The 24,090-nt window shown below is 64.0% G+C and carries 20 protein-coding genes and 1 tRNA gene; 6 read left to right on the top strand and 15 right to left on the bottom strand.

Annotated elements, in window-relative coordinates; genetic code table 11:
- Positions 1 to 20: 20 nt before the first annotated feature.
- Together C4S73_RS21660 and C4S73_RS21655 are read right to left on the bottom strand one after the other, a co-directional pair.
- On the bottom strand, positions 21 to 1,112 hold the full coding sequence (locus C4S73_RS21660) for an alkene reductase (RefSeq protein WP_103874604.1): 1,092 nt from the start codon (positions 1,110 to 1,112) through the stop codon (positions 21 to 23).
- Positions 1,113 to 1,172: 60 nt separating this feature from the next.
- Complete coding sequence (locus tag C4S73_RS21655; RefSeq protein WP_103874603.1) at positions 1,173 to 1,961, bottom strand: SDR family NAD(P)-dependent oxidoreductase; 789 nt, start codon at positions 1,959 to 1,961, stop codon at positions 1,173 to 1,175.
- A 110-nt stretch (positions 1,962 to 2,071) separates the two neighbouring features.
- Between C4S73_RS21655 and C4S73_RS21650 the strand changes: the two genes are divergently transcribed.
- Complete coding sequence (locus tag C4S73_RS21650) at positions 2,072 to 2,635, top strand: TetR/AcrR family transcriptional regulator (protein WP_103874673.1); 564 nt, start codon at positions 2,072 to 2,074, stop codon at positions 2,633 to 2,635.
- A 155-nt stretch (positions 2,636 to 2,790) separates the two neighbouring features.
- Here C4S73_RS21650 and C4S73_RS21645 read toward each other — a convergent pair.
- Together C4S73_RS21645 and recJ are read right to left on the bottom strand one after the other, a co-directional pair.
- Positions 2,791 to 2,865, bottom strand: a tRNA-Glu gene (locus C4S73_RS21645).
- Between the two features lie 141 nt (positions 2,866 to 3,006).
- Positions 3,007 to 4,809, bottom strand: coding sequence for a single-stranded-DNA-specific exonuclease RecJ (gene recJ / locus C4S73_RS21640; protein ID WP_103874602.1), 1,803 nt, complete (start codon positions 4,807 to 4,809; stop codon positions 3,007 to 3,009).
- Between the two features lie 753 nt (positions 4,810 to 5,562).
- Here recJ and C4S73_RS21635 point away from each other — a divergent pair.
- Complete coding sequence (locus tag C4S73_RS21635; protein ID WP_103874601.1) at positions 5,563 to 7,176, top strand: arylsulfatase; 1,614 nt, start codon at positions 5,563 to 5,565, stop codon at positions 7,174 to 7,176.
- On the opposite strand, the gene C4S73_RS21630 is transcribed toward C4S73_RS21635, so the two are convergent.
- Positions 7,136 to 8,101, bottom strand: a complete 966-nt coding sequence (locus C4S73_RS21630) for a LysR family transcriptional regulator (RefSeq protein WP_103874600.1) — start codon at positions 8,099 to 8,101, stop codon at positions 7,136 to 7,138. The genes C4S73_RS21635 and C4S73_RS21630 overlap by 41 nt on opposite strands.
- Positions 8,102 to 8,195: 94 nt before the next feature.
- Here C4S73_RS21630 and ampC point away from each other — a divergent pair, with 94 nt between their 5' ends.
- Positions 8,196 to 9,365 carry a class C beta-lactamase gene (ampC, locus tag C4S73_RS21625; protein WP_103874599.1) on the top strand — a complete coding sequence of 390 codons (1,170 nt, stop codon included), beginning with the start codon at positions 8,196 to 8,198 and terminating at the stop codon, positions 9,363 to 9,365.
- A 157-nt stretch (positions 9,366 to 9,522) separates the two neighbouring features.
- Positions 9,523 to 9,969 (top strand): aminoglycoside 6'-N-acetyltransferase, encoded by a 447-nt coding sequence (aac(6'), locus tag C4S73_RS21620; protein ID WP_103874598.1) that lies wholly within the window; start codon positions 9,523 to 9,525, stop codon positions 9,967 to 9,969.
- Between the two features lie 239 nt (positions 9,970 to 10,208).
- On the opposite strand, the gene glpX is transcribed toward aac(6'), so the two are convergent.
- The 6 genes from glpX to C4S73_RS21590 all read right to left on the bottom strand — a co-directional run bounded on the left by glpX (position 10,209) and on the right by C4S73_RS21590 (position 16,423).
- Entirely contained in the window at positions 10,209 to 11,207 is a 999-nt protein-coding gene (gene glpX / locus C4S73_RS21615; protein WP_103874597.1) for a class II fructose-bisphosphatase, read from the bottom strand.
- 79 nt (positions 11,208 to 11,286) lie between these two features.
- Entirely contained in the window at positions 11,287 to 12,627 is a 1,341-nt protein-coding gene (locus C4S73_RS21610; protein WP_103874672.1) for a homoserine dehydrogenase, read from the bottom strand.
- A 114-nt stretch (positions 12,628 to 12,741) separates the two neighbouring features.
- The gene (locus C4S73_RS21605; protein ID WP_103874596.1) at positions 12,742 to 13,557 is read right to left on the bottom strand and encodes a class I SAM-dependent methyltransferase; all 816 of its coding nucleotides are present in this window, start codon (positions 13,555 to 13,557) and stop codon (positions 12,742 to 12,744) included.
- 590 nt (positions 13,558 to 14,147) lie between these two features.
- Positions 14,148 to 14,576: a hypothetical protein gene (locus tag C4S73_RS21600; RefSeq protein WP_103874595.1), complete on the bottom strand. Its 429-nt coding sequence runs from the start codon at positions 14,574 to 14,576 to the stop codon at positions 14,148 to 14,150.
- Between the two features lie 82 nt (positions 14,577 to 14,658).
- A complete protein-coding gene (locus C4S73_RS21595) occupies positions 14,659 to 15,879 on the bottom strand; it encodes an LL-diaminopimelate aminotransferase (protein ID WP_103874594.1) in 1,221 nt (406 codons plus the stop codon).
- 181 nt (positions 15,880 to 16,060) lie between these two features.
- Positions 16,061 to 16,423: a hypothetical protein gene (locus C4S73_RS21590; RefSeq protein WP_103874593.1), complete on the bottom strand. Its 363-nt coding sequence runs from the start codon at positions 16,421 to 16,423 to the stop codon at positions 16,061 to 16,063.
- A 119-nt stretch (positions 16,424 to 16,542) separates the two neighbouring features.
- On the opposite strand from C4S73_RS21590, the gene phaC reads away from it, so the two are divergent.
- A complete protein-coding gene (phaC, locus tag C4S73_RS21585; RefSeq protein WP_103874592.1) occupies positions 16,543 to 18,366 on the top strand; it encodes a class I poly(R)-hydroxyalkanoic acid synthase in 1,824 nt (607 codons plus the stop codon).
- 101 nt (positions 18,367 to 18,467) lie between these two features.
- Here phaC and C4S73_RS21580 read toward each other — a convergent pair whose 3' ends face one another.
- Together C4S73_RS21580 and C4S73_RS21575 are read right to left on the bottom strand one after the other, a co-directional pair.
- The gene (locus tag C4S73_RS21580) at positions 18,468 to 19,280 is read right to left on the bottom strand and encodes a nickel-binding protein (protein ID WP_103874670.1); all 813 of its coding nucleotides are present in this window, start codon (positions 19,278 to 19,280) and stop codon (positions 18,468 to 18,470) included.
- A 723-nt stretch (positions 19,281 to 20,003) separates the two neighbouring features.
- A complete protein-coding gene (locus C4S73_RS21575; protein ID WP_160115869.1) occupies positions 20,004 to 21,365 on the bottom strand; it encodes an OmpP1/FadL family transporter in 1,362 nt (453 codons plus the stop codon).
- 428 nt (positions 21,366 to 21,793) lie between these two features.
- Between C4S73_RS21575 and C4S73_RS21570 the strand changes: the two genes are divergently transcribed.
- Positions 21,794 to 22,642 (top strand): fumarylacetoacetate hydrolase family protein, encoded by an 849-nt coding sequence (locus C4S73_RS21570; RefSeq protein ID WP_103874590.1) that lies wholly within the window; start codon positions 21,794 to 21,796, stop codon positions 22,640 to 22,642.
- 32 nt (positions 22,643 to 22,674) lie between these two features.
- Here the strand turns inward: C4S73_RS21570 and C4S73_RS21565 are convergent, their stop codons facing one another.
- Entirely contained in the window at positions 22,675 to 22,896 is a 222-nt protein-coding gene (locus tag C4S73_RS21565) for a hypothetical protein (RefSeq protein ID WP_103874589.1), read from the bottom strand.
- A gap of 6 nt (positions 22,897 to 22,902) precedes the next feature.
- Positions 22,903 to 24,006: a helix-turn-helix transcriptional regulator gene (locus tag C4S73_RS21560; RefSeq protein ID WP_103874588.1), complete on the bottom strand. Its 1,104-nt coding sequence runs from the start codon at positions 24,004 to 24,006 to the stop codon at positions 22,903 to 22,905.
- Positions 24,007 to 24,090: the final 84 nt, after the last annotated feature.

The raw sequence follows: 24,090 nt of genomic DNA, 5'->3' as shown, positions 1-24,090 counted from the left end.
CGACAGGGCGACCCGACGGGTCAGGAGTTGCTTGCGGCGATGGCGGGATAATCGGTGTATCCCGCCGCGCCTCCGCCATAGATCGTAGCCGGGTCGACAGCCGCTAGCGGCGCGCGGGTCTCCAGCCTCTCCACGAGGTCAGGATTGGCGATGAAGGGGCGGCCGAAGGCGAACAGATCGGCCTTGTCCTCGGCCAGCCGCGAGGTCGCGAGGTCGAGATCGTAGCCGTTATTGGCGATATAGGCATTCCTGAAGCGGCGGCGGAGCGATCCGAAATCGAACGGCGCGACATCGCGCGGTCCACCCGTGGCGCCCTCGACGACATGGATGTAGACGATGCCCAAGGCATTGAGCTGATCGACGATATAGTCGAATTGGACCTGGGGATCGCTGCTCGAGACACCGTTGGCCGGTGAGACCGGCGAAATCCGGATTCCGGTGCGCCCGGCGCCGATCTCGTCGACCACCGCAGCCGAAACCTCCAGCATCAGCCGGGCGCGGTTCTCGACCGATCCGCCATATGCGTCCGTCCTGACATTGGCGCCGTCCCTGGCAAACTGGTCGAGCAGATAGCCGTTGGCACCATGGATCTCGACACCGTCGAAGCCGGCCGCGATCGCGTTCGCGGCCGCCTGCCGGAAGTCGCTCACGATGCCCGGCAGCTCGTCGAGGGCCAAGGCGCGCGGCTCCGAGACCTCGAAGAAGCCGTTGTTGACGAAGGTCTTGGTCGCGGCCCGGATCGCCGACGGCGCGACGGGAGACGCCCCGTTCTCCTGGAGATCGACGTGGCTGACGCGGCCGACATGCCAGAGCTGCAGGAATATCCGCCCGCCCTTGGCGTGCACGGCGGTCGTGACCTTGCGCCAGCCGTCGATCTGCGCCTGGGAGTAGATGCCGGGCGTGTCCTGATAACCCTGTCCCTGCCGCGAGATCTGCGTGGCCTCGGAAATCAGCAGGCCGGCCGTCGCGCGCTGGCCGTAGTACTCCGCGGCGAGGTCGCCCGGCACGAAACCCGGGCCGGCGCGATTACGCGTCAGGGGCGCCATCACGATCCGGTTGGAGAGGATCAGCGAGCCGAGAATATAGGGCTCAAACAGGGTCTTGCTCGTCATGGGTCACCTTCAGTTGTCCGCGCGGTAGCGGGTCATTTGTCGAGATGGCTCGGCTGCTGATCAGGCGACCGTGCGGTACCGCTCGGCGGGATGTTCGTTCCGATAGTTCGGAAGCATGGCCTGGCGCGCGGCCTGAAGCGCGTCCCACTGCCCGGCATCGGGAAGCGGCGGGATCGTCACCGCTTCGCGACGGTCGAAGCCGACCAGCGCCGCATCGACCAGATCGCCCACCTCCATCACATTGGACAGCGTGTTGACGTCGGCGCCGACATGCCCCCAGATTTCCGTTCGCGTCGTGGCGGGAAGCACGGCCTGGACGTAGACGCCCCTCGGCCCGAGCTCGAGGCTGAGCCCTTGCGACAGGAACAGCACGAAGGCCTTGGTTGCGCCGTAGACCGTCATGCCGAACTCCGGCGCCAGGCCAACCACGGAGCCGATGTTGACAATCGCTCCTTCGCCGGCCGCCGCAAGACGCGGGGCGATGGCGCTGGCAAGCCGCAGAAGCGCGGTCGTGTTGAGCGCAACCAGCCGTGCGACATCGTCGGTGCTCTGCTCGACGAAGCTTCCGCCGATCGCCGTTCCGGCATTGTTGACGAGGATCCCGATGCGGGCGTCATCGCGCAGCCGCGTCTCCACCGTTGCAAGCTCGTCGGCCTTGGTGAGGTCAGCCTGGATGATGTCGAGCGCCACGCCAGTTTCCTGACGCAGACGGGCACCTAGGGCCTCCATTCGTGCCACATCACGGGCAACCAGCACGAGGTCGTGCCCGCGCCGTGCAAAGCGCTCGGCGTAGGCGGCTCCGATGCCGGTGGAGGCGCCTGTGATGAGGACTGACGGACTGGCGGTCATGGCATTGCTCTTTTCTGTGCTAAAACCTATATTCATGATGGTTATCATGATTGATATTTAATATGATGCCCATCATGATTATGTCAACGGAGCCGGCGGAGAATTTTGAAATGAAGGTCAGTCGAGACCAGATGGCGGAGAACCGTCGCCGGATTCTGGAGGTTGCCAGCCGGCTGTTTCGCGACAAGGGGTTCGACGCGGTCAGCGTGGCGGAGGTGATGAAAGCCGCCGGGCTCACCCATGGCGGCTTCTATGGCCATTTCAATTCGAAGGACGACCTGATCGCGCAGACCGTTGCCCATGTCCTCGCCGCGGGCACAGGCGAAGGAGGCGATTTCGGCGCTTATGTGGATGCCTATCTGTCGCCCCGTCATCGTGACGACTGCGCCGGGGGTTGCCCGACGGCGGGCCTTGCAGCGGCCATCCGCCTTCAGACACCCGCGGCACGCGCGGCCATGACCGCAGGCCTTCGCTCGCAGATCGACCGTATCGGCAAGGCGCTCCCGGAGCTCGATGCGGCGGACAGGCGCCGCGCGGCGATCGGAAACTTTGCAGCGATGGTGGGGGCCGTAATCCTCGCCCGCGCGATCGACGACCCAGCACTTTCGGACGAGATCCTGGAACAGACGCGTGAGTGGGTTGATGCCGGGATCAACCCACAGTCTGCCAGCTAGGTGCTTGAAAACGTTGCATGACGTGGCCGGCCCGTTACGGGCAACGACAGATGCCGTTGAGTTCGCGGCAGGCCACGGACAAGTTCTGGTTTGGGGGCATCCGTTTCGGCCGCGGCCAAGGCGCTCTTAAACGCGCTAACACCCCTATTGGAGGGTGGCGCGACCTACGGGAGTCGAACCCGTCTCCCCAGCGTGAAAGGCTGGTGTCCTAACCGATAGACGAAGGTCGCACGCTTCTGGACCGGCGGGCGATCCGTCGAAGCGGGGCGAGGTATAGTAGGAGGGCCCGCGCTCTGCAAGGGCCAGTTTGGCAAGAGTTGTGGTCAACTAACAATCAGGCTGCCGGCGTCCAAAGAGCCTTTTGAGGGCCGTCAGTTCGACTTCGCGAGATCCAGCACGCGCAGTTCGGCTGCTTCCGTCCCGCCCCAGCGATTCAGCGTCAAGGTCGCGGCGAGGTGAATCACCTCTCCTCGCGCAGCCAGCAAGGCGCGTCCGAGTGGCTCCTGCGCGACACGGAAGGCGATGCCGCCGATACTGGCGCCATCGCCGCTCTTCAGCTTGACGCGGACATGGCCGCCGCTGCCGATCTCGACCACATCCGTCAGACGGTGCGAGGGAAAGACGAAGACAGGCTCGGGACTGCCCGCCCCGAAGGGGCCGGCCTTGTCGATCTCGGCCAGCAGCCGCGGATTGGCGCCGCCCGCGCTCAATGCGGCATCGACAAAGAGTGCTTCTCCTTCGCTGGCCGCGCCGACATCGGCTGCGAGCCGCTCGACCAGAAAGGCGTGGAAGGCCGCGCTCTGGCCGGCCGCCAGCGTGATGCCAGCCGCCATCGCGTGGCCGCCGCCCTTGACGGCGAGCCCCGCCTCGACGGCGGCGCGGACGGCACGGCCGAGATCGACGCCCGCCACCGAACGGCCAGAGCCGGTCGCGCCGCCCTCCCCGTTCAGCGCCAGCGCGAAGGCCGGCCGGCGGAAGCGCTCCTTGAGCCGCGCAGCGACAAGCCCGACGATGCCGGGATGCCAATCTGCCGAGGCCGCCAGCAGCACCGCCTGGTCGGGCGCGTGCATCAAGGCGTGCTCGGCTTCGGCCGTAGCCTCCAGCACAGCCTGCCGCTCGATCTCCTGACGCTCCTGGTTCAGGCGGTTGAGTTCGGTCGCGATCATGCGCGCCTCGATCTCGTCGGCCGTCAGGAGAAGCCGTGCGCCCAGCGCCGCGTCGCCGATGCGCCCGCCGGCATTGATGCGCGGACCGAGCAGGAAGCCGAGATGCCAGGGCTGCACGGGCCCATCGAGACCCGCAACGTCCATCAAGGCTGCGAGCCCCGGCCGCGTCCGGCCGCGCAGCATGGCAAGGCCCTGCCGGACGAAGGCACGGTTGAGCCCGCGCAGCGGCACCACGTCGGCGACCGTCGCCAGCGCGACGAGATCGAGAGCGGCGAGCAGATCCGGCTCCGTGCCGCGCTGTGCCCAGAAGCCCTGCCGCCGCAAGGTCCGGCTGGTCGCGACGAGCGCCAGGAAAACGACGCCGGCCGCGCAAAGATGGCCCAGCCCCGACAGATCGTCCTGGCGGTTTGGGTTGACCAGCGCCTCGACCGGCGGCAACAGCTCGGGCGCCTGGTGATGGTCGAGCACCACGACATCGAGCCCGAGCCGGCGCGCCTCTGCCAGCGGCTCGTGGCTGGTGGTGCCGCAATCGACGGTGACGAGCAGCGTCGCGCCCTCGGCCGCGAGCATGCCGATCGCCTCGCTGTTGGGCCCATAGCCTTCGATCAGCCGATCGGGAATATGGATGCGCGGCTTCGCGCCAGCCTCGGTGAGAAATCCGGCGAGCAGCGCAGCCGAGCAGGCGCCATCGACATCGTAATCGCCGAAGATCGCGACCTTCTCCTGCCGGATAGCCGCCCGAGCCAGGCGGGCGGCTGCGGCCTCCATATCGATCAGCGTCGCGGGATCGGGCAGCAGGTCGCGCAGTTTTGGCTCGAGGAAGCGGGCGGCCTCCTCGGCCTCGACGCCACGCCCGGCGAGCAGGCGGGCGAGGATGTCGGGGATACCCTCGATCTGCGACAGCGCTTCGGCCCGACCGAGGCCGGCGGCATCCAGCCTGTCGCGCCAGGGGCGGCCGAGCACGGAGCGGGTAACGCCGAGAAAGGCGCGCGGAGGCATTGGACTCATGCGGGATGCCGTCGCGCGTCACAGCCTTTGCGTCAACCTTTCCAACGATATTTCAGGCGCCTCAAGCGAGCTGAGGCGCTTGAGCCACGCCAAATCCCCGCTCGCGTTGCCGCAGCGGTTTGAGATGAGGGGCAGCGGAGCGCCGCGAGGCGCGAGTTGTAGTGTCCGCATCCATTGAGCCAGGATGCAGCGCGGACAGATTGAGCCACTGTCCGCACGCCCCGTGGCGCTCCGCCTCCGGCGATTTTTGACTCCGGGCCGCGCTTCCGTGTGGCCGCGGCAGGCTGTCGGTCGTTTGGCCCCGTATCCCCTCATCGGGTAGCAGGGCCGCCCATCCTTCAACCGGCCGCTTCGACCATCAGCCTAGCGAGCTCCTCGCGCAGGGCCCGTATTACCCCCAGAGCGGTTCCCGAAGCCTCCCGAGTGTGGCGTGCAAAGCCACCCGCAGGCGCCGCCCCCATCCCCGCCAAACGACATGCCTCCGGATGGCTGCCCCTCGGGGATGAGGTGAGCGGAGGATAAGGGCCGTTTGGGGCGCGGGGATAAGTTTGATGGAGCCGTTCGCTCCAAAGGCGCGCCCCCATCGCTCCCGCGCTTGCCGGCTGGGTGTGTGCATCAAGCCGTCCCCAGCAAAATCGCCTTTCGGGACCAAGTAAGGAGGTCCGCTCTCTGAAGGTAAAGACTTCATCACCAGCGCCAAAATTTCGGATGGCTTCCCTCAATCAGCAGCCTTAGCTTGAGCTCTGAGGGATAATGGAGGCCTGCATGGCGACCGAACGACCTGATCCTATTCGCAGAACAATTCTTCTCGGTGGAACAGCCCTCGCTGCGTCGAGCCTCGCCGCGCCGGGGGTACAAACGGCTCAGGCGCAACAACCGCCGCCAAGGCCTTCGACCGCTGGTCGCAAGCCGAACATCCTCATGATCATGGCGGACGACATAGGCTGGTTCAACGTCAGCGCCTACAACCACGGCATGATGGGCTACCGGACGCCCAACATCGACCGGATAGCCAGGGAAGGTGCGCTATTCACGGACTGGTATGGCGAGCAGAGCTGCACCGCTGGTCGGGCCGCGTTCATCACTGGCCAATCGCCGATCCGGACCGGCCTCACGAAGGTCGGCCTTCCCGGCGCCGACATTGGCCTGCGTGCCGAGGATCCCAGCGTCGCGGAGTTCCTGAAACCGCTCGGCTACGCCACGGGCCAGTTCGGCAAGAACCATCTCGGCGACAAGGACGAATTCCTGCCGACCGCCCATGGCTTCGACGAGTTCTTCGGCAACCTCTACCATCTCAATGCCGAGGAGGAGCCGGAAAACCCCGACTATCCGAAGAACCCGGAGTTCCGAAAGAAATTCGGTCCGCGCGGCGTTCTGAAAATCTCGGCGGACGGCAAAATCGAGGATACTGGCCCGCTCACGACCAAGCGCATGGAGACGGTCGACGAGGAGTTCCTCGGGGCCGCGCTCGATTTCGTCGATCGCCAGCACAAGGCGAACAAGCCCTGGTTCTGCTACTTCAATCCGACCCGGATGCATGTGTGGACGCACCTGAAGCCGGCGTCACAGGGCAAGACGGGGCTCGGCCCCTACCCGGATGGCATGGTCGAGCTGGACGGTTATGTCGGGCAGCTCCTGAAGAAGCTCGACGACTTGGGCGTAGCCGACAACACCATCGTCTTGTTCACCTCCGACAATGGCGCGGAGGTGATGTCTTGGCCGGATGGCGGCACGACGCCCTTCCGCGGTGAGAAAGCGACTAATTGGGAGGGCGGGTATCGCGTGCCGATGGTTATCCGCTGGCCTGGCACGATCCCGCCGGGAACGACGTATAACGAGGCCTTCTCGCACTACGACCTGGCCCCGACATTCGCGGCGGCCGGGGGCGATCCGGATATCGTCTCCAAATGTCTGAAGGGTGCGCAGATCGGCAATAAGACCTTCAAGGTCCATTTGGACGGCTACAACCTGATGCCCTTCTTCAAGGGCGAGATAAAGGAAACGCCGCGCAAGGAGTTCATCTTTTGGAACGACGACGGCCAGCTCGTCGCGATCCGATACGAGGCCTGGAAGGCTGTGTTCCTGGAGCAGAACAACAAGGGCATCGGTGTCTGGTCAGGCCAGTTCACCACCCTACGCCTACCCAAGCTGTTCAACCTGCGCTCCGACCCGTTCGAGAGGGGCGACGAGTCAATCCTGTACAACAAGTGGATGGCCGATCGGGCATTTGTGCAGGTGCCGATGCAGTCCTTCGCGGCAAATTGGCTTCAGAGCTTCAAGGACTTTCCGCCGCGCCAGAAACCGGCCAGCTTCAATCTCGACGAGGTCATGCAGAAGGTCGAGGCCATGGGGAAAGCCGGCAACTAGTGACGTCGGCAAAGGCGTCATTGGCGAGCGATGGAACAGGCGGTGCGGCGGAATCCGGCGCCTGGGCAGCGATCCATTCGGCGAAGGCCGTCATGGCAGCGCTCGGCGTCCTTGATTTCAGCTTGGTCAGCCAATAGCTGCCGAGCGAAATCGAGGCCGGGAACGGCCGCCTGATCGAGCCGTTCCGCATCTGGCGCGAGAACATCAGGGCCGGAGCCAGGGCAACGCCTACGCCCTGCTCGGCTGCTTCCATCATCGCGAGGGACGAATCGAACACGATGGCGCTTGCAATGTTCTGCGGAAGCTCCACGCCCGCAGCGGCGAACCAGCGCGCCCACTCGTCCGTGCGGTAGCTCCGCAGCAAGGTCAGCTCGATCAGATCCTCCGGTGCCTGCATGCCCGCAGCCAAGGCCGGCGTGCATAGCGGCGTCAGGGGAGCATCGAACAGCTCTGTCGCATCGAGACCATGCCATGCGCCATTGCCGAAGCGGATGGAGAAATCCAAGCCTTCAGCGGCCATGTCGACGCGGTTGTTGTTGGTGGAGAGCCTCAGCTCGACAAAAGGGTGAGCGCGCCGGAAATCCTCCAGCCGCGGCAGGAGCCAGCCGACGGCGAAGGTCCCGACCGCGCCCACAACGAGCAGCTCGCGGACCTTGCCCGATCCAACCCGATCGAGCGTCGTGGCCAGGCGGTCGAAGGCGTCCCCGACGACAGGAAGAAGGGCTTCCCCCTCCGCCGTGATCAGCAACCCGCGCGGCAGCCTGCGAAACAGCTGAACCCCCATCCGCTGTTCGAGGGACCGGACCTGCTGGCTCACTGCGGCCTGCGTCACGCGCAGTTCGATGCCGGCCCGCGTAAAGCTGAGATGCCGGGCCGACGCCTCGAACGCCCGCAACGCATTCAGTGGAAGATAAGGTCGAACCATCGATGCCCAAGATAAGCTTATAGCTGATCCGATTTATCATCGTTTGCCGGAAGTTCGAAGGGGTCATAAACGGCGCATCCCGAACCCAAAGGAGATGCCCTTGTCCAAGCGACCTTATCCCAGACTGGCAGCCAGCATTCTCGCCTGCGCCTTGGGCGGCCTGTCCAATGCCCATGCTGCAGGGCCCGACCAGGACGCCAAGGTCCGTCAGGCTGTCGATGCAGCGATGAAGCCGGTGATCGAACACTATGCAATTCCGGGACTGGCAATCGCCGTGACGATCGATGGCAAGCGCCATTTCATCGAATACGGGCTGGCCTCGAAGGAGCCCGAGATTGCCGTCACGCGCGATACGCTGTTCGAGCTCGGCTCGATCAGCAAGACGTTTACGGCGACCCTGGCTGCTTACGCCGAGGTCGAGGGCAAGCTGTCGCTGAAAGACAGCGTGAGCGAGCACATGCCCGAGCTGAAAGGCAGTGCGCTCGACGCTGTGCGCCTGCTGGATCTCGCCACGCATACGGCGGGCGGCTTCCCGCTTCAGCTGCCCGATGAGGTGAAGGATCAAAAGCAGCTCATCGCCTATTTTCGCGCATGGAAGCCTCGGTTCGACCCCGGCATGCATCGCGACTATGCCAATCCGAGCATCGGCCTGCTCGGAATGGTCACGGCGAAGGCCATGGGGGCAAGCTACGAGACGCTCGTGGAGCGGCGACTGTTCCCGGAACTCGGGCTCCGGCGCAGCTATATCAGCGTTCCCACGACCGAGCTGAAGTCCTACGCCTGGGGATATAATCGCGACGGAAAACCCGTCCGCGTCTCCCCCGGCATGCTTGCGACCGAAGCCTATGGCGTGAAATCAAATGCCGTCGACATGATCCGCTTTCTTGAAGTGAACATGGGCATCGGCACAGTGCCCGGAAAGCTCGCGCGCGCCGTCGATGCGACGCATATCGGATATTTCCGCTCTGGCGGGCGAATCCAGGACCTGATCTGGGAGCAATATCCCTATCCGGTCGCGCTCGATGACTTCGTCGCCGGCAATTCGCCCAAGATGAATTCGGGTCCCGTGACCGCGATCGATCCGCCGATGGCACCGCGAGCCGACGTCATCCTCAACAAGACCGGCTCGACCAATGGTTTTGGAGCCTATGTCGCCTATGTCCCCGAGAAGAAGATCGGGATCGTCATGCTGGCGAACAAGAACTATCCCAACGATGCCCGAGTGAAGGCCGCCCATCAGCTGTTGTCACAGCTTGCCGAGTAAGGCGATCCCGGTCCCCGTATGCCACGGCCGGAACAGGCCCGTGGCATACGGGGACACTCGCCAGGACTTCAGGCGCTGAACGGCACGTCCCGTATGCGTCGCCAGATATGCTATGCCGATGTCGGCGGCGTATTGCTCGCATATCAGGGATGGCAGGATGCAAATCCGGGTTGGAAACACCGACGATGTCGAGGCATGGGCGCAATTGCGTTGCGAATTGTGGCCGGACGGCTCGCTGGATGAGCATCGCGAAGACCTGACCTCCACATTTCTGGTCGGCGACGGGCGGGAAGCCGCCTTCATGGCCGTCAGCGATACGGCTGAAATCGTGGGCTTCGCGGAGGCGGCCCTGCGCGACGACTATGTCAACGGATGCGACAGTTCACCCGTGGTTTTCCTCGAGGGGATCTATGTTCGACCCGAAGACCGGCGCAAAGGCGTGGCGCGGCTGCTGTGCAATGCGGTCGAGGCCTGGGGGGCTTCGCTGGGCTGTTCCGAATTTGCCTCGGATGCCCTGATCGATAACGCGACGAGCCATATGCTGCATGCGGCCCTGGGCTTCGAGGAAACCGAGCGCGTCGTCTTTTTCCGCAAGGTCTTGTAGGTCGGCGCGCAATCGATGCGTGCCCGAGGGGGCTGATTTCACTCGGAAACACGCCGTCGTCCCGGGCTTGACCCGGGATCCATGCCGGAGCGCTTGCGATAAAGCTTCTGGAATGGATCCCGGCTCTACGCGGAGTTTATCCTTGGGCCGACCGAAGGTCGGACCCGAGGGCTCCGGCCGGGATGACCCGCGCTTCCGAAAACGCCGCATGCTCTTATGCAGCGCTCAGCCCTGCCCGCTCAATCGAGCTTGAACTTCTCGAACTGGCGGTGTTCGCCGAAGATGCGGCGGGTGGTGCCGGTGATCGAACGGTAGACGATCGTTTCGGTGAGGATGACGTTCTTCTTGAACTTGACGCCCGAGAGCATGCCGCCATCGGTGACGCCAGTGGCGCAGACGATGACGTCGCCCGAGGCCATTTCCGACATGTCGTATTTCTTGTTGGGGTCGAGCACGCCCATGCCCCGCGCCCGCTCGCGCTTCTCCTCGGTGTCGAGGATCAGACGGCCCTGCATCTGGCCGCCGACGCAACGCAGCGCGGCCGCCGCCAGAACGCCTTCGGGCGCGCCGCCGATGCCGAGATAAAGGTCGATGCCGGTTTTCTCAGGCTCGGTGCAATAGATCACGCCGGCCACGTCGCCATCGGTGATCAGGCGGATCGAGCAGCCGGTCTTGCGGATCTCCTCGATCAGCTTGGCATGGCGCGGGCGGTCCATGACGAGTGTCGAGATTTCATGGGGCTTAACGCCCTTGGCCTTGGCGAGAGCGTGAATGTTGTCGGTCGGCGAGGCGTCGAGGTCGATGACGCCATGGGCATAGCCCGGGCCGCAGGCGATCTTGTTCATGTAGACGTCGGGCGCGTTCAGCAGCTTGCCGGCCTCGGCCATCGCCATCACTGCGATCGAATCCGGCATATCCTTGGCGCAGAGCGTCGTGCCTTCGAGCGGATCGACCGCGATATGCACCTTCGGACCCTGGCGGGTGCCGACCTTCTCGCCGATGAACAGCATCGGCGCCTCGTCGCGCTCGCCCTCGCCGATGACGATCTCGCCGTCGATCGGCAGGCGGTTGAGCTCGCGCCGCATCGCGTCGACCGCCGCCTGATCCGCCGCTTTCTCGTTGCCGTGGCCGCGCAGGCGCGCAGCCGACACGGCGGCGCGCTCGGTGACGCGGACCAGCTCCATCGAGAGATAACGCTCGATGATCTGGGACGGGGAAATGCGGAGATCTTCGGACATGGGCGGTTTTCCTTGCGGTTGGAACAGTCGGCTGCGAGCAATCGGCCGTCTGGATCATCGACGGCCAACGACCCTTCGCCTACTCCCGTTCAATCCTGATGACTTGCGGCGGTTCCGCGATATGGCCGTCTGCGGAGACCTTTTCCAACGCCGCGCGGATCGCGGATTCGCTGGTGGCGTAGGTGATGAGCACGACCGGAACCGGCGCGCCGGAGCGGCCCGTCGGGTCACGGCTGGCGGCGGCTTCCGAACGGCGCTGGACGATACTTTCCAGCGAGATGTCGGCTTCCGCCATGCGGGTCGCGATCGCGGCTGCGGCGCCTGGATGGTCAAGCACGGCAAGGCGAACATAATAGCCGCCCTCATGCCGCTGCATCGGCGCGCGGGCCGGCACTTCGAGGCGCGCGACCGGCAACCCGAAGGGCAGCCCGGCCGTGCCGCGCGCGACATCGGCGATATCGGCGACAACCGCCGAGGCGGTGGGGTCGCCACCGGCGCCGGGACCCACCAGCGTAATCTCGCGGACCGCATCGGCATCGACCGTGACAGCGTTGAGGACACCCATCACCTGCGCGATGGCCGAGGATTTCGGCACCATCGTCGGATGTACGCGCTGCTCGATGCCGGTCTTGGTGCGTTCGGCGACGCCGAGCAGCTTGATGCGATAGCCGAGCTCCTCGGCCATCTTAAGATCGAGCGGCGTGATCGAGGAAATGCCTTCGACATGAATCGCTTCGGCGTCGATCTTCGTCCCGAATGCGAGGCTGGTCAGGATGGCAAGCTTGTGGGCGGTGTCGAAACCCTCGACGTCGAAGGTCGGGTCGGCCTCGGCATAGCCGAGCCGCTGGGCGTCCTTCAGGCAGGCCTCGAAGGTCAGCCCCTCCATCTCCATGCGGGAGAGGATGTAATTGCAGGTGCCGTTGAGAATGCCGTAGAGCCGCGTGACATTGTTGCCCGAGAGCGCCTCGCGCAGCGTCTTCACGACGGGGATGCCGCCGGCGGATGAGGCCTCGAAGGCGAGCGCCACGCCCTGCTCTTCGGCCAGCGTCGCCAGCGCGACGCCGTGATAGGCGAGCAGCGCCTTGTTGGCGGTGACGACCGATTTTCCCGACGCGAGAGCGGCCTCGACGGCGGCCTTCGCAGGCCCGTCCGAGCCACCGATCAATTCGACGAGGCAGTCGATCTCCGAGGACTTCGCCAGCTCGACGGGGTCGTCAAACCAGGTGAGCCCGGCGAGATCGACACCGCGATCGCGGCTGCGATCGCGCGCGGAAACTGCGGTGACGCGGATGGCTCGCCCCGTGCGGGCCGCCAGCGCATTCTCCTGACGGCGCAGGATGCGCAGCACGGAGGCGCCGACAGTGCCGAGGCCGGCAAGGCCGATACGAAGGGGTGCGAGACCGGAGGAGGAAGCGAGCATGGTCATTGCGCCGGGGTCGCACGCGGAAACGGGCGAGTCAACGGAGCGCATGTCCGGGCCGTGCCGGAATAAGGTGCGAGCCTGCCGGTTCCGGCATCAAAGGGGCGCCTCCGGTCAGGGACGCATCGCGGAAATAACATGCGCGCTGATCCGGCCTTCGATCGCGCCCTCGCCGAAGCGGCGGGCAAGGGCCTCCGTACCGACCTGCGTTGCCCTCTCCAGCCCCGATGGGTCCCGCATCTCGATCTCGGCCCGCAACGGCGTTCCCTGACAATAGGCCGTGGCCGCCTCTCGGGCAGAACTGGCCCTGCTCGTCCGCTGAAGCGTCTCGACCGAAACGCCGTCGAAGCCCGCATCGGCGAGTTCACGACGGATCAGGCTGAGATCGTGGTAGCCATGCGGGACCCTGTCCATGAAGCGTGGTGGGGACTCGGGAAACAAGGTCGCCAACGCATCCGAGACGACCCGGGCAAAGTCGTTCTCCGATATATCCTCCCAGACATTGAAGAGGTAGCGGCCGCCCGGCTTCAGCACGCGCCAGGCTTCGCGGTAGGCCTGGACCTTGTCGGGAAAGAACATCGCTCCGAACTGGCATGCCGCGACATCGAAGCTCTGATCGTCGAACGGAAGGGCTGTGGCATCGGCCTGCCGCCAGACGATCCTTGCATCCTCGCCTTGCCGCGCGGCGGCCCGGTCGAGCATGGGCTGGTTCAGGTCGGACGCCACGAGGCTCGCTTTTGCATCGAGCCGCGACGCCATCGCCCTTGTCAGCGCGCCCGTCCCGGCTGCGATCTCCAGGACATGCTGCGGTTTCGCAGCAGCCACGCGCTCGGCAAGATCGGCCGCGTAAGTGTCGAACAGCATGGGGACGAGAAGGCGATCGTAGAGTTCCGGGATCGGCCCGGCGAAGAGCTTGTCCGTCGATGCCATAGCGCGCTCCTGTGCAACAGAACGTCGAATTCGGCACTGGGCAGGACGGGAGGCACCATTGGGCGCCTGTCCTGCGGCTTTCCACCCTACGCCAGCAGAGGGCTGCGCGGCAACGAAGTCAGAGTGTGCTGGCATGGAACGGCGCCGTCATCCCGGGCGACCGAAGGGAGACTGCGCTGCGCCCGGGATGACGGCGTCGCGTTTCCACACAAAATCATCGAAATCCAGCCCTCATCCTGAGAGCCTGGCCGATAATGATGGACTTGTTTTCAAGAGCTTGAGTATCGGCAAAAGAGGCGTGGTCATCCCGGACGTAGCGAAGCGAAGATCCGGGATCCATTCCGGAACGTTGATTCCGAAAGGTTCAGGCATGGATCCCGGGTCTCCCTGCGGTCGCCCGGGATGACCGCCCGTTTCAATGCGAATTCCAACCGACTGAGATCATTCAATACATTATCGGCCAGGCTCTGAGGAGCCAATCCGTCAGGAATGGCGTCTCGAAGGATGGTTCAGGAGGCTCGCGAAGCTACTGGAGCATCCTTCGAGACGCCGCTTTGCGGCTCCTCAGGATGAGGGCTGGATTTCGGATATCAGTCGAACCGGCAGACGACCTCGGCGGCGAGGCGCTTCAATTTGCCCTCGGCGAAGGTCAGGTGCATGCGCAGCAGATTGTTGCCGAAGGCCGTGGCCTTGATGGTGCGCAGCGCTTCCAGCGTCGACCCCGTCCAGGTCGTGGCGTTCTCGATCGCCGGCCGCCAGAACCAGGGCTTCGGCGGGGTGATGGCGATGGTTTCCAGAACCCGCTCGGCCTCCGCCTGCTCCATTCCCAGGGGAAGGAAGCGCCCGACGATCTCGGTCGCGTCCCGGCCGCATTCGCGCGCCGTGGTCGCGGCGAGCACTTCGGCAACCAGGGGCGAATTCGTTTCCGGCAGGCGGCCACGCGAATAATCGTAAGTGGCGACTGCGCAAACCAAGGCGAACAGGCCGAAGCCGATACCGATCAACCGGCCTGTCGTCATCGTGCCGCGTCCCTATGCCAGACCATCAGATGCCGGCGGGCGAGTCGTCCTCGCCGTCCGTCGCCGAGGGTCTTAGCTCAGTTCAGCCGGCCTTGGATATCTGAATGACGTTGTGCAGCGTCTGGTCGGCGCTTTTCAGGAAGCGGGCGACATTGCGGGCGGCCTGCCGGATGCGCTGCTCGTTCTCGACGATGGCGATGCGGACGTAATCGTCGCCATGCTCGCCAAAGCCGATGCCGGGCGCGACCGCGACCTCAGCCTTCTCGATCAGCAACTTCGAGAATTCCAGCGAGCCGAGATGACGGAATTTCTCGGGGATGGGCACCCAGGCGAACATCGAGGCCTGCGGCACGGGGATATCCCAGCCGGCCTTGCCAAAACTCTCGACCAGCGCATCACGGCGCTTGCGATAGATCTCGCGCATTTCGCGGATGCAGTCATCGGGGCCGTTCAACGCCGCGGCGGCCGCGACCTGGATCGGGGTATAGGCACCATAGTCGAGATAGGATTTCACGCGCGCCAGAGCGGCCAGAAGGCGCTCGTTGCCGACCGCGAAGCCAATGCGCCAGCCCGCCATCGAAAAGGTCTTCGACATCGAGGTGAATTCCACCGCGACATCCATCGCGCCCGACACCTGCAGCATCGAGGGCGGCGGGTCGTTGTCGTCGAAATAGACCTCGGCGTAAGCGAGGTCGGAGAGCAGGATCAACTCGTGCTTCTTCGCGAAGGCGACGAGGTCGCGGTAGAAATCGAGCGAGGCGGTGTAGGCGGTCGGGTTCGCCGGATAGCAGGTGACGAGTGCGATCGGCTTGGGCACCGAATGCATCATCGCGCGTTCCAGCGCCGGGAAGAAGGCGGGCGTCGGCTCGGCGGGAACCGAGCGGATAACCCCGCCCGCCATCAGGAAGCCGAAGGCGTGAATCGGGTAGCTCGGATTAGGCACGAGCACGACATCACCGGGGCCGGTGATGGCCTGCGCCATATTGGCGAACCCCTCCTTCGAGCCCAGCGTGGCGACGACCTGCGTGTCGGGATCAAGCTTCACGCCAAAACGGCGGGCATAATAATTCGCCTGGGCGCGGCGCAGGCCACCGATACCTTTTGAGGCCGAATAGCGATCCGTACGGGGCTTGCCGGCGGTCTCGACCAGCTTTTCGATGACATGCCTGGGAGCCGGCAGATCGGGATTGCCCATTCCGAGGTCGACGATATCGACGCCTTTGGCGCGCTCGGCTGCCTTGATCTTGTTGACCTGTTCGAAAACATAGGGCGGCAGACGCTTGATGCGATGAAAATCGGCCATCTCGAACAGTTCCTTCGACGAAGCCCGACCAGCGCGCCTCGGTCATATTTTTGCGTTGACTGTCCTTAGCACCGCATCTTCGGTCAGGGCAGTCCGAAAAACGCAAGATTCCATCAGGTGCGACCAAATGGCGACAGGCTTCGGCTGCGCGGCCCGCAAATCCTCAGCCGGTTGGCGAGCCTCAGTTGGTGGGAACGATGGCGGGCTGGGGTGGCGGCGTGGCGCCGAGCGCCTTGGCCTGTGTTCCTGCCGCCTCGTTGCCGAGGCGCTTGGCCTCCAGTTCGGTCTCCAGCGTCTTGAACTCGGCGACGGGCTTTCGCTTCGCCTCGCGCGTGATCACGCTGCCGACGGGGATGTAGTCCGCGCCTGCGAGCCTGCTTTCCTTGACGAAGGGCTTCGATTCCTGCGGCGTCGTCGCCATGCCGGCAGCCTCCGCCACCGCCTTGCCCGCGCCGTCATTGGCACAGCCCGCCATGACCAGGCCGGTCGCGGCCAGAAGCAGGAACGAGAAGAGCAGCTTTGGCGTGGGAAAATCGATCAGCATGGCTCGGTCCGGGGGGTTGTAGAATTCTCTTTGTCAATCACATCAGCTACGTCCTTACTAGGACCAAAATGGGGAGCGACAAGCTACCCCGCAGATGAGCGCGATGGGAGAGACGCCTCATGAGCCGGCGTGAAGACGAAAAGCCGGAAGACGGCGCGGACGCCGCAGAGCCCGCGACGCCGGATTTCGACAAGATCGCCCAGAATATGGGCCGGTTGCTCGAGGAATACGGCAAGGTCACTGCCGCCTATCTCAAGCCGATCGAACGGGGCGAGGCCAAGTCCGGCCAGGCCGACGAAGTCAGCGACATGGTCAAGACGATCGGCCGCGTCGCCGAGCGCTGGGTCACCGACCCCCGGAAGATCATGGAGGCTCAGACCTCGATCACCGCCGATTTCCTGAGCCTGTGGAGCGCCACGCTGAAGCGCGCCAGCGGCGAGGAGGCCAAGCCGGTCGTCGAGCCCGACAAACGCGACGCCCGCTTCGCCGATCCCGACTGGTCGAGCCATCCGATGTTCGACTTCGTCAAGCAGGCCTATCTGATCGGCTCGCGCTGGGCCGAATCGATGGTCGACAAGGCCGAGGACCTCGATCCCCACACGCGAGAGAAGGCACGCTTCTACGTCAAGCAGATCGCCAGCGCCCTCTCCCCCTCGAATTTCGTCGCCACCAATCCGGAACTGCTGCGCGAGACCCTGCAGCAGAACGGCGAAAACCTCGTGCGCGGCATGAAGATGCTGGCGGAGGATATCGAGGCCGGCGGCGGCGAGTTGAAGATCCGCCAGTCGGACGGGCGCGCCTTCGAGGTCGGCGTCAATATCGCGACCACACCGGGCAAGGTGATCTATCGCGACGAGATCATGGAGCTGATCCAGTACGCGCCTGCGACCGAGCAGGTGCTCAAGCGCCCTCTCCTGATCGTTCCGCCCTGGATCAACAAGTTCTACATCCTCGACCTCAACCCGGAGAAGAGCTTCATCCGCTGGTGCGTGGCGCAGGGTCTCACGGTGTTCTGCATCTCCTGGGTCAATCCCGACGAGCGGCACGCCGCCAAGGATTTCGAGAGCTATATGCGCGAGGGCATCTTCGCGGCGCTCGACGCGATCGAACAGGCGACGGGCGAGAAGCGCGTCAGCGCGATCGGCTACTGCGTTGGCGGCACTCTGCTGGGGGTGACGCTGGCCTATATGGCCGCCATGAAGGACAAGCGCATCGATAGCGCGACATTCTTCACGACGCAGGTCGATTTCTCGAAGGCCGGCGAATTGTCGGTTTTCGTCGATGAGGACCAGATTCGTTCCGTGGAGGAACAGATGGCCAAGAGCGGCTATCTCGACGGCGCGCGCATGGCGGGCGCCTTCAACATGCTGCGCCCCAACGACCTCATCTGGTCCTATGCGATCAACAATTACCTGAAGGGCAAGGCCCCGACGGCCTTCGACCTGCTCTACTGGAACTCGGATTCGACGCGGATGCCGGCGGCGAACCACTCCTTCTATCTGCGCAACTGCTATCTCGAGAACAAGCTCGCCAAGGGCGAGATGCGGATCGCCGGCAAGACGCTCGACCTGAAGGCCGTGACGATCCCCGTCTTCAACCTGGCGACGCGCGAGGACCATATCGCTCCGGCGCAGTCGGTCTTCATCGGCTCGCAATGCTTCGGCGGGCCGGTCGACTATGTCGTCGCCGGATCGGGCCATATCGCCGGCGTGGTCAACCCGCCCAGCAAGGTCAAATACCAGTACTGGACCGGCGGCGCGCCCGAGGGGAACTATGGCGACTGGATCGCCCGGGCGAGCGAGCACGCCGGTTCCTGGTGGCCGCACTGGTTCAAATGGGTTGAGGAGCAGGCGCCCAAACGTGTCGCAGCCCGCGAGCCGGGTGCGGGCAAGCTGCCGGCGCTGGAGGACGCGCCGGGCACCTATGTCAGGACGAAGGTCTGATTGCGGCGCTGCCGCTGGAGATCGGGACAGTCTGCGCTCGACCCGTTGCGGAGTGTACAGCGCGCCCCGGCGCGTCACTATCATCGGCGAAAGTTATGATCTCAGCGCCAGTTCACCTCGAACGCTGCTACGGGATGCGCGAAGCCTTTCAAGGCTTTATAACCGAGAGAAACGAGGGCGAACCGGTTCAGAACCAACTCTGATACTGCCCCCGACACGACAATGGTGTCAGGTTCCGCCGCCTGACATAGGCGAGCCGCCGTCTGAACTGTCGCTCCGAACAGGTCATTACTGTCGGCAACGGGCTCACCTGCATCTAACCCGATCCGCACCCGTAACTTCTCCTTACTCGCAAGGTTGAAGGCATCGAAGGCCTGCTGAATTGTACGGGCACAATCCACCGCTGCAGCGACCTCATAGAACGAAGCCATGATCCCGTCCCCGGTGTGCTTGACCTCGCGTCCCCCCTTGTCGTTGAGGGAGCGGCGTACCAGGGAATCATGGGCTCTGGTCATCTCAACCGCCCTTAGATCGCCTAGCCTCGCGGTCATGCCGGTCGAGTCGACAATGTCGGTGAACATTATGGTGCGTAAGGCCGGATCAAACATTGCATGAGGGCTGTCCCCTTTTGGAGCCGGGTCCGAGACGCGACCGAGAAAGGCTTCGACAGCGGAAATATCGACCTCGATGACATCTTTGGCTAAATCTCCGTGTGCCTCGTCATGCACCCGCATTGCCGCCTGGATGTCAGGTGCGTCTATGAGGCAGAATCCCGTACCCCTTGCTTCGTCGAACCAATAAGTCAGGAAGCGTACGCCGTAACGCTCCTGCACCTCCAAGTCCTTGCGATGGGCCTCGGCGATATCGGCTGCGGTGAGACCTTTCAAATCATGCCGATCAAGAAAAATGGGCATCCTTCTCTCCGTCTCGACATTCCGGCAAAAAGTAAGCATTGCCCCGCGGCACTCTTAATACACGAAAACCGAGTGATGGGCTCCTGCTCTGTGACGGCCGACAAGATCAGGCCGCTCTCGATCGTCGGCCCTACGAGACTTTTTGATAAATCAGCCCTCATCCTGAGGAGCCGCGAAGCGGCGTCTCGACGGATGATTCAGGAGGCTCCCGAACCATCTGGAGGATCCTTCGAGACGCCATTCCTGACGAAATGGCTCCTCAGAGACTGACCGATAATGTCGTAAGCGATTTCAGTCGGTTGGCATTTCGCATCGACAGGTGCCGTCGTCCCGGGCGACCGCAGGGAGACCCGGGACCCATTCCGGAGCCCCCACCGGTCAGCGCTCCGGAATGGATCCCGGATCTCCGCTTCGCTGCGTCCGGGATGACGGCGCGTTTTTCGCTGATGTTCAAGTCGTTGAAAACAGGGATATCATTATCGACCAGGCTCTCAGGATGAGGGCTGCAGGAATTTCCGAACGGGCTCTAGTATGTCCCCCGACAAGTGTGAAGGCGGCGGCTGAAGCCCCAAGATGGGCCACAGCGAATATGGATGAGGCTCTCAGCTTTTGTCTGCTGACCATCCCGTTAAGACATTCGCCGGATCGTGAGCCTTGACTCATACCGCCCAACAAAAAGCCGGCCCCGAAGGCCGGCTTTTTCAGTCGAGCGAAGCGATCAGCTCAGTATTTGCGGACGACCGGCTGCGCCGGGATCGTCTGGGACGGATCGTCCCAGCGATAGGTCAGGCCGGCCGAGACGATGTGGATATGCGGCTTGGCTTCGGCGGTATAGAGCACCGCGCCCTGCTGCGGGTGGTTGCCCGAATAGTTCACGCTCGCGTTCTGGACGTGAATGTAGCTGTAGCCGAGATCGAGCTTGATCCGATCGGTGACCTGATAGCTCAAACCTGCGGAAAGCCAGAGGCGGTCATTGTCCGAGATGAAGACCGTGCGGTTCTCGTCGTTCACGGCCGAGAGCTCGTAGGCGACACCGGCACGCAGCGTCAGGTCGCGATTGTAGCGATATTCCAGGCCGGCCGAGAAATACCAGCTGTCATCATACTGGAAGTTCAGGCTGGAGAAGGGAACGCCCGAATTGACCGCGACGATCGGGATGCGGCGGAAGCGGCTCCAGTTCGTCCATTCGACGCCCAGATGCCCCTGCCACTGATCGTTGATGACCTGCGACAGGCCGAACACGACGGAATCGGGCAGGTTGAGGTTGGCTTTGATCGGGTTGGAGCCGAAACCGAGAATCGGCGGCACCGCGACCGGGGTCGAGAATGTCCCCTCCAGCGAGTGGTGGATCATCGAGCGATAGGCGAGGCCGATATTGGTGCCCTGCCATGGGGTCAGCGTCACACCGAACCGGTAGCCGAAATCGATCGAATCGCCCTCGAGGATCGTGTTGGGCGCCGTGGGGCCGATGCCGGCCGCCTGCTTCAGATTGGTCTTGAAGTACTGGACCTGGACGGCGGCACCGACGGCGAGCCAGTCGTTCACCTGATAACCGATCGTCGGCGAAACGTTGAACGTTCCGACCCGGGCCGAGCGGCCGTAGATCTGGGAGGCGCTGACCTGATTCTCCGGCTTCGAGCGCAGACCGTAGGGCGCGCCGGTGGTCATGCCGATCCAGAGACGGTCGTTCAGCTGCCAGGCCGAGTAGGAGGCCGGCACGAAGGCGCCATCGCCACCAAGCTCACCGGTTCCAAGCGAGCTGCCGCCAGCGGCGCCGATCGGCACCACGGCGCCGTTGGGCAGGCGCACGCGTGTCGGCGAGGTCGGGTCGTAGCTGGCGCTCGGGCCGATATAGGTGAAGTTCCAATTGCTGTGGCGGCCGGGGAACATCGTGATTGTCGCCGGGTTCCAGGCCATGGAGCCCATGCCGATGCCGCCCGAGGCAGCGCCCGCATAGGCCATGCCGAGCCCCTCCGCGCTCGATCCGCTGCGCAGCGAGAAGGAGCTCGCCGACGCCGCTCCGGCAGCAAGGAGCGCAACGACGGAGACCGTGGCTGCGGCAGTTGTACGAACAAGGCCCTTCATCGAGTCCATCCCATATCGTTTTTTTCGAGGCCTGACCGCCTCGCCTGATTCCGAGCATGGCGCGGCCCGTTTAACGCCGCAATAACGCATTTCTTGCCACAATTCGGCCTTGTCTGCCTCCGGGATCAAGCGGGACGGGACAAAATCGACCAAAATGAGCGGTTTTTCGCAGTCCGGCTTCGCCACCTCGGCGGAAAGGATGGTTTATATGCGAACTATCCTGCGTTTTTGCGCCTGCCTCCCAAAACACCTCCCCTTGGCCCTCTATCCTCGGGTCGGTCGCTTTCGCAGTGGTCGTTGCATTCGGGCAACAAATCGGTCGACCCGGAGACGCAGCTTCGCCATGCGCCGGAACGGACTTGTTTTTGGTCGCTCCATCCGGTCAGGATCGCGCGCCCAATCAGATCGTTTTAAACGGGGGAAACAACGTGAAACTGCTACGCTATGGCGCGCTCGGCCAGGAAAAACCCGCCCTGCTGGACTCGAAAGGCGTGCTGCGCGACCTCTCGGGAACGATTCCGGATCTTGCCGGCAAGACGCTGACATCAGCATCACTGGCCAAGATCAAGGCACTGGCGCCCGAATCGCTGCCGGCCGTCCAGGGCTCGCCACGCATCGGCGCCTGCGTCGGCGATGTCAGGAACTTCATCGCGGTCGGCCTCAACTTCGCCGATCACGCGGCCGAGACCGGCGCTGCCATCCCCAAGGAGCCCATTCTCTTCAACAAGGCCCCGAACTGCATCGTCGGCCCCAATGACGACGTCATGATCCCGAAGAATTCGGTCAAGACGGACTGGGAAGTCGAACTCGCCATCGTCATCGGCGATGGCGGTTCCTACATCGCCGAGAAGGATGCGATGGCGGCGATTGCCGGCTTCTGCGTCTGCAACGACGTCTCGGAGCGCGAGTTCCAGACCGAGCGCGGCGGCCAATGGGCCAAGGGCAAGGGTTGCCCGACCTTCGGCCCGCTCGGCCCCTGGCTGGTCACGGCCGACGAGATCGCCGATGTGCAGAACCTCGCCATGTGGCTCGAAGTCGATGGCGAACGTGTCCAGAACGGCTCGACCAAGACGATGATCTTCGGCGCGGCCTATCTGGTGCACTATATCAGCCAGTTCATGCGGCTCGATCCGGGTGACGTGATCACCACCGGTACACCGCCCGGCGTCGGCCTCGGCTTCAAGCCGCCGCGCTTCCTCAGGGGTGGCGAGGTCATCACCCTGGGCATCGAGGGTCTGGGCACGCAGAAGCAGAACTTCGTGCCGTTCAGCGCCTGATCCAAGAACGGCCTGATCCAAGAACGGCCTGATCAAAGATCGGCCTGATAAAAAGAAACGCCGCCACGGCCGCTTGACCCGGCCATGGCGGCGTAAGATCTGACCAGGAGGCCGCTCTCCCCTGGCTGAAGAGCGGCACCAGCGTCGATGGCCGGAGTGAAACCACCATCCGACAGCCAGATCGAGCGAAGCTCTGTTAAGGATATTTCATAGAACTTCCGTAGGATCACCCCCCATTTGGGGGGATCGGCCATTCCCGCTCAGCCGGGCTTCGCCGTGCTTTGCAGCAAGCCGACAAGCTGCGATTGACGCCGCGTCCCGGTCTTCTCCAGAACGCGTTTCAGCGTGGTCCGTGCGGTGCCCTCCCGGACGCCGAGGCGTATCGAGGCTTCGCGCGGCGTGTATCCGGTAGCGATCAGAGCCGCCAGCCTCGCCTCGGCCGGGGTCAGATCGAACAGCCCCTGGATCACTCCGACGCCCTCGACCTGCCGGGGCACGACCGGCGTCGCTATGAGTATCGCGACCGCGCTGGCGAAGACATCGCGGGCACGGCCCTTGACCGGCGTCAGATGGACGACGATCGGCGGCTGGTTCTCGCCTGCCGGGATGGGGATCGAACGGACCGCGGCTGCGTGCTGGTTCAGCGATGCGTCGGCCACGGCCAGTTCGAGCAGGTGATCGGCGGCCTCGTTGACGATGGCGAGACGCGCCGGCCTGTCGCGAAAGACCCCGGGCATCATATCGGTCAGCAGGGAGTTGGCGCTCAGGATGCGCCCGCGAGGCCCAAGAACAGCGCCGGGCAATCCCATCATCTCGAGGGCTTCCGCAGCGGCGCGGGCCTTTTCCAGCGCCAGCCGGCTCGAAAGCAGGCCGGCGCGGGCGAAATGCGGCCGCAAGCGATCCAGCAGGGCGACGGAGGATGACGTAACCGGCCCCTTCGCGATTGCGCGCTCGCAATGGACGATGACGGTGTCGCCGGACGGAACCGGAATGGCCGTCGCGACGCCGGCGCCATAGCCCTGCGGAATCAGAATCTCCTGATAGACGGGCTCCTGCGCGATCTCCTCGGCCGAGAAGACATCCTGATCGACCAGGAAGCCCTCATATCTGGCGGCAAGGAGCCGGACGGTGCGCTCGTTGACCGAGAGCGGATAGCGCTCCAGCATTTCGTGCAGGGCTTGCTCATAATATTCGGTCGAGGTGACGAAACGCACCTGATCGCCCAGCGCGGTCGCCAGCACGCCGTCCTTGCAGTCGACCGCCTGCGCGGTTTGCCGCAGCGTCTCCGGCCAGCCTTCGAAAACGACCGCAGCCTCATAGATGCGGTCGATCAGCGTGTTTTCGGTGTCATTTGCGATCGGCAAGGCGCAGCTCTCCGGTCTCGCTGCATCCTTACCCGAATGACTGTTTTTTGCCCTCCTCCATTCGGATGAGGGCGCTGGGCTTTT

The sequence above is a fragment of the Allobosea lathyri genome (assembly GCF_900108245.1).
In the GTDB taxonomy this organism is placed as follows: Bacteria; Pseudomonadota; Alphaproteobacteria; order Rhizobiales; family Beijerinckiaceae; genus Allobosea; species Allobosea lathyri.
Note: the sequence above shows the minus strand (reverse complement) of the source record. Positions and strands in the feature narration are given on the sequence as shown.

Excerpts from the sequence above, each read along its gene's own strand:
- C4S73_RS21660 (WP_103874604.1), bottom strand. The coding sequence starts at position 1,112 with ATGACGAGCAAGACCCTGTTTGAGCCCTATATTCTCGGCTCGCTGATC.
- C4S73_RS21655 (WP_103874603.1), bottom strand. The coding sequence starts at position 1,961 with ATGACCGCCAGTCCGTCAGTCCTCATCACAGGCGCCTCCACCGGCATC.
- C4S73_RS21650 (WP_103874673.1), top strand. The coding sequence starts at position 2,072 with ATGAAGGTCAGTCGAGACCAGATGGCGGAGAACCGTCGCCGGATTCTG.
- recJ (WP_103874602.1), bottom strand. The coding sequence starts at position 4,809 with ATGAGTCCAATGCCTCCGCGCGCCTTTCTCGGCGTTACCCGCTCCGTG.
- C4S73_RS21635 (WP_103874601.1), top strand. The coding sequence starts at position 5,563 with ATGGAGGCCTGCATGGCGACCGAACGACCTGATCCTATTCGCAGAACA.
- C4S73_RS21630 (WP_103874600.1), bottom strand. The coding sequence starts at position 8,101 with ATGGTTCGACCTTATCTTCCACTGAATGCGTTGCGGGCGTTCGAGGCG.
- ampC (WP_103874599.1), top strand. The coding sequence starts at position 8,196 with ATGCCCTTGTCCAAGCGACCTTATCCCAGACTGGCAGCCAGCATTCTC.
- glpX (WP_103874597.1), bottom strand. The coding sequence starts at position 11,207 with ATGTCCGAAGATCTCCGCATTTCCCCGTCCCAGATCATCGAGCGTTAT.
- C4S73_RS21610 (WP_103874672.1), bottom strand. The coding sequence starts at position 12,627 with ATGCTCGCTTCCTCCTCCGGTCTCGCACCCCTTCGTATCGGCCTTGCC.
- C4S73_RS21605 (WP_103874596.1), bottom strand. The coding sequence starts at position 13,557 with ATGGCATCGACGGACAAGCTCTTCGCCGGGCCGATCCCGGAACTCTAC.
- C4S73_RS21600 (WP_103874595.1), bottom strand. The coding sequence starts at position 14,576 with ATGACGACAGGCCGGTTGATCGGTATCGGCTTCGGCCTGTTCGCCTTG.
- C4S73_RS21595 (WP_103874594.1), bottom strand. The coding sequence starts at position 15,879 with ATGGCCGATTTTCATCGCATCAAGCGTCTGCCGCCCTATGTTTTCGAA.
- C4S73_RS21590 (WP_103874593.1), bottom strand. The coding sequence starts at position 16,423 with ATGCTGATCGATTTTCCCACGCCAAAGCTGCTCTTCTCGTTCCTGCTT.
- phaC (WP_103874592.1), top strand. The coding sequence starts at position 16,543 with ATGAGCCGGCGTGAAGACGAAAAGCCGGAAGACGGCGCGGACGCCGCA.
- C4S73_RS21580 (WP_103874670.1), bottom strand. The coding sequence starts at position 19,280 with ATGCCCATTTTTCTTGATCGGCATGATTTGAAAGGTCTCACCGCAGCC.
- C4S73_RS21575 (WP_160115869.1), bottom strand. The coding sequence starts at position 21,365 with ATGAAGGGCCTTGTTCGTACAACTGCCGCAGCCACGGTCTCCGTCGTT.
- C4S73_RS21565 (WP_103874589.1), bottom strand. The coding sequence starts at position 22,896 with ATGGCCGATCCCCCCAAATGGGGGGTGATCCTACGGAAGTTCTATGAA.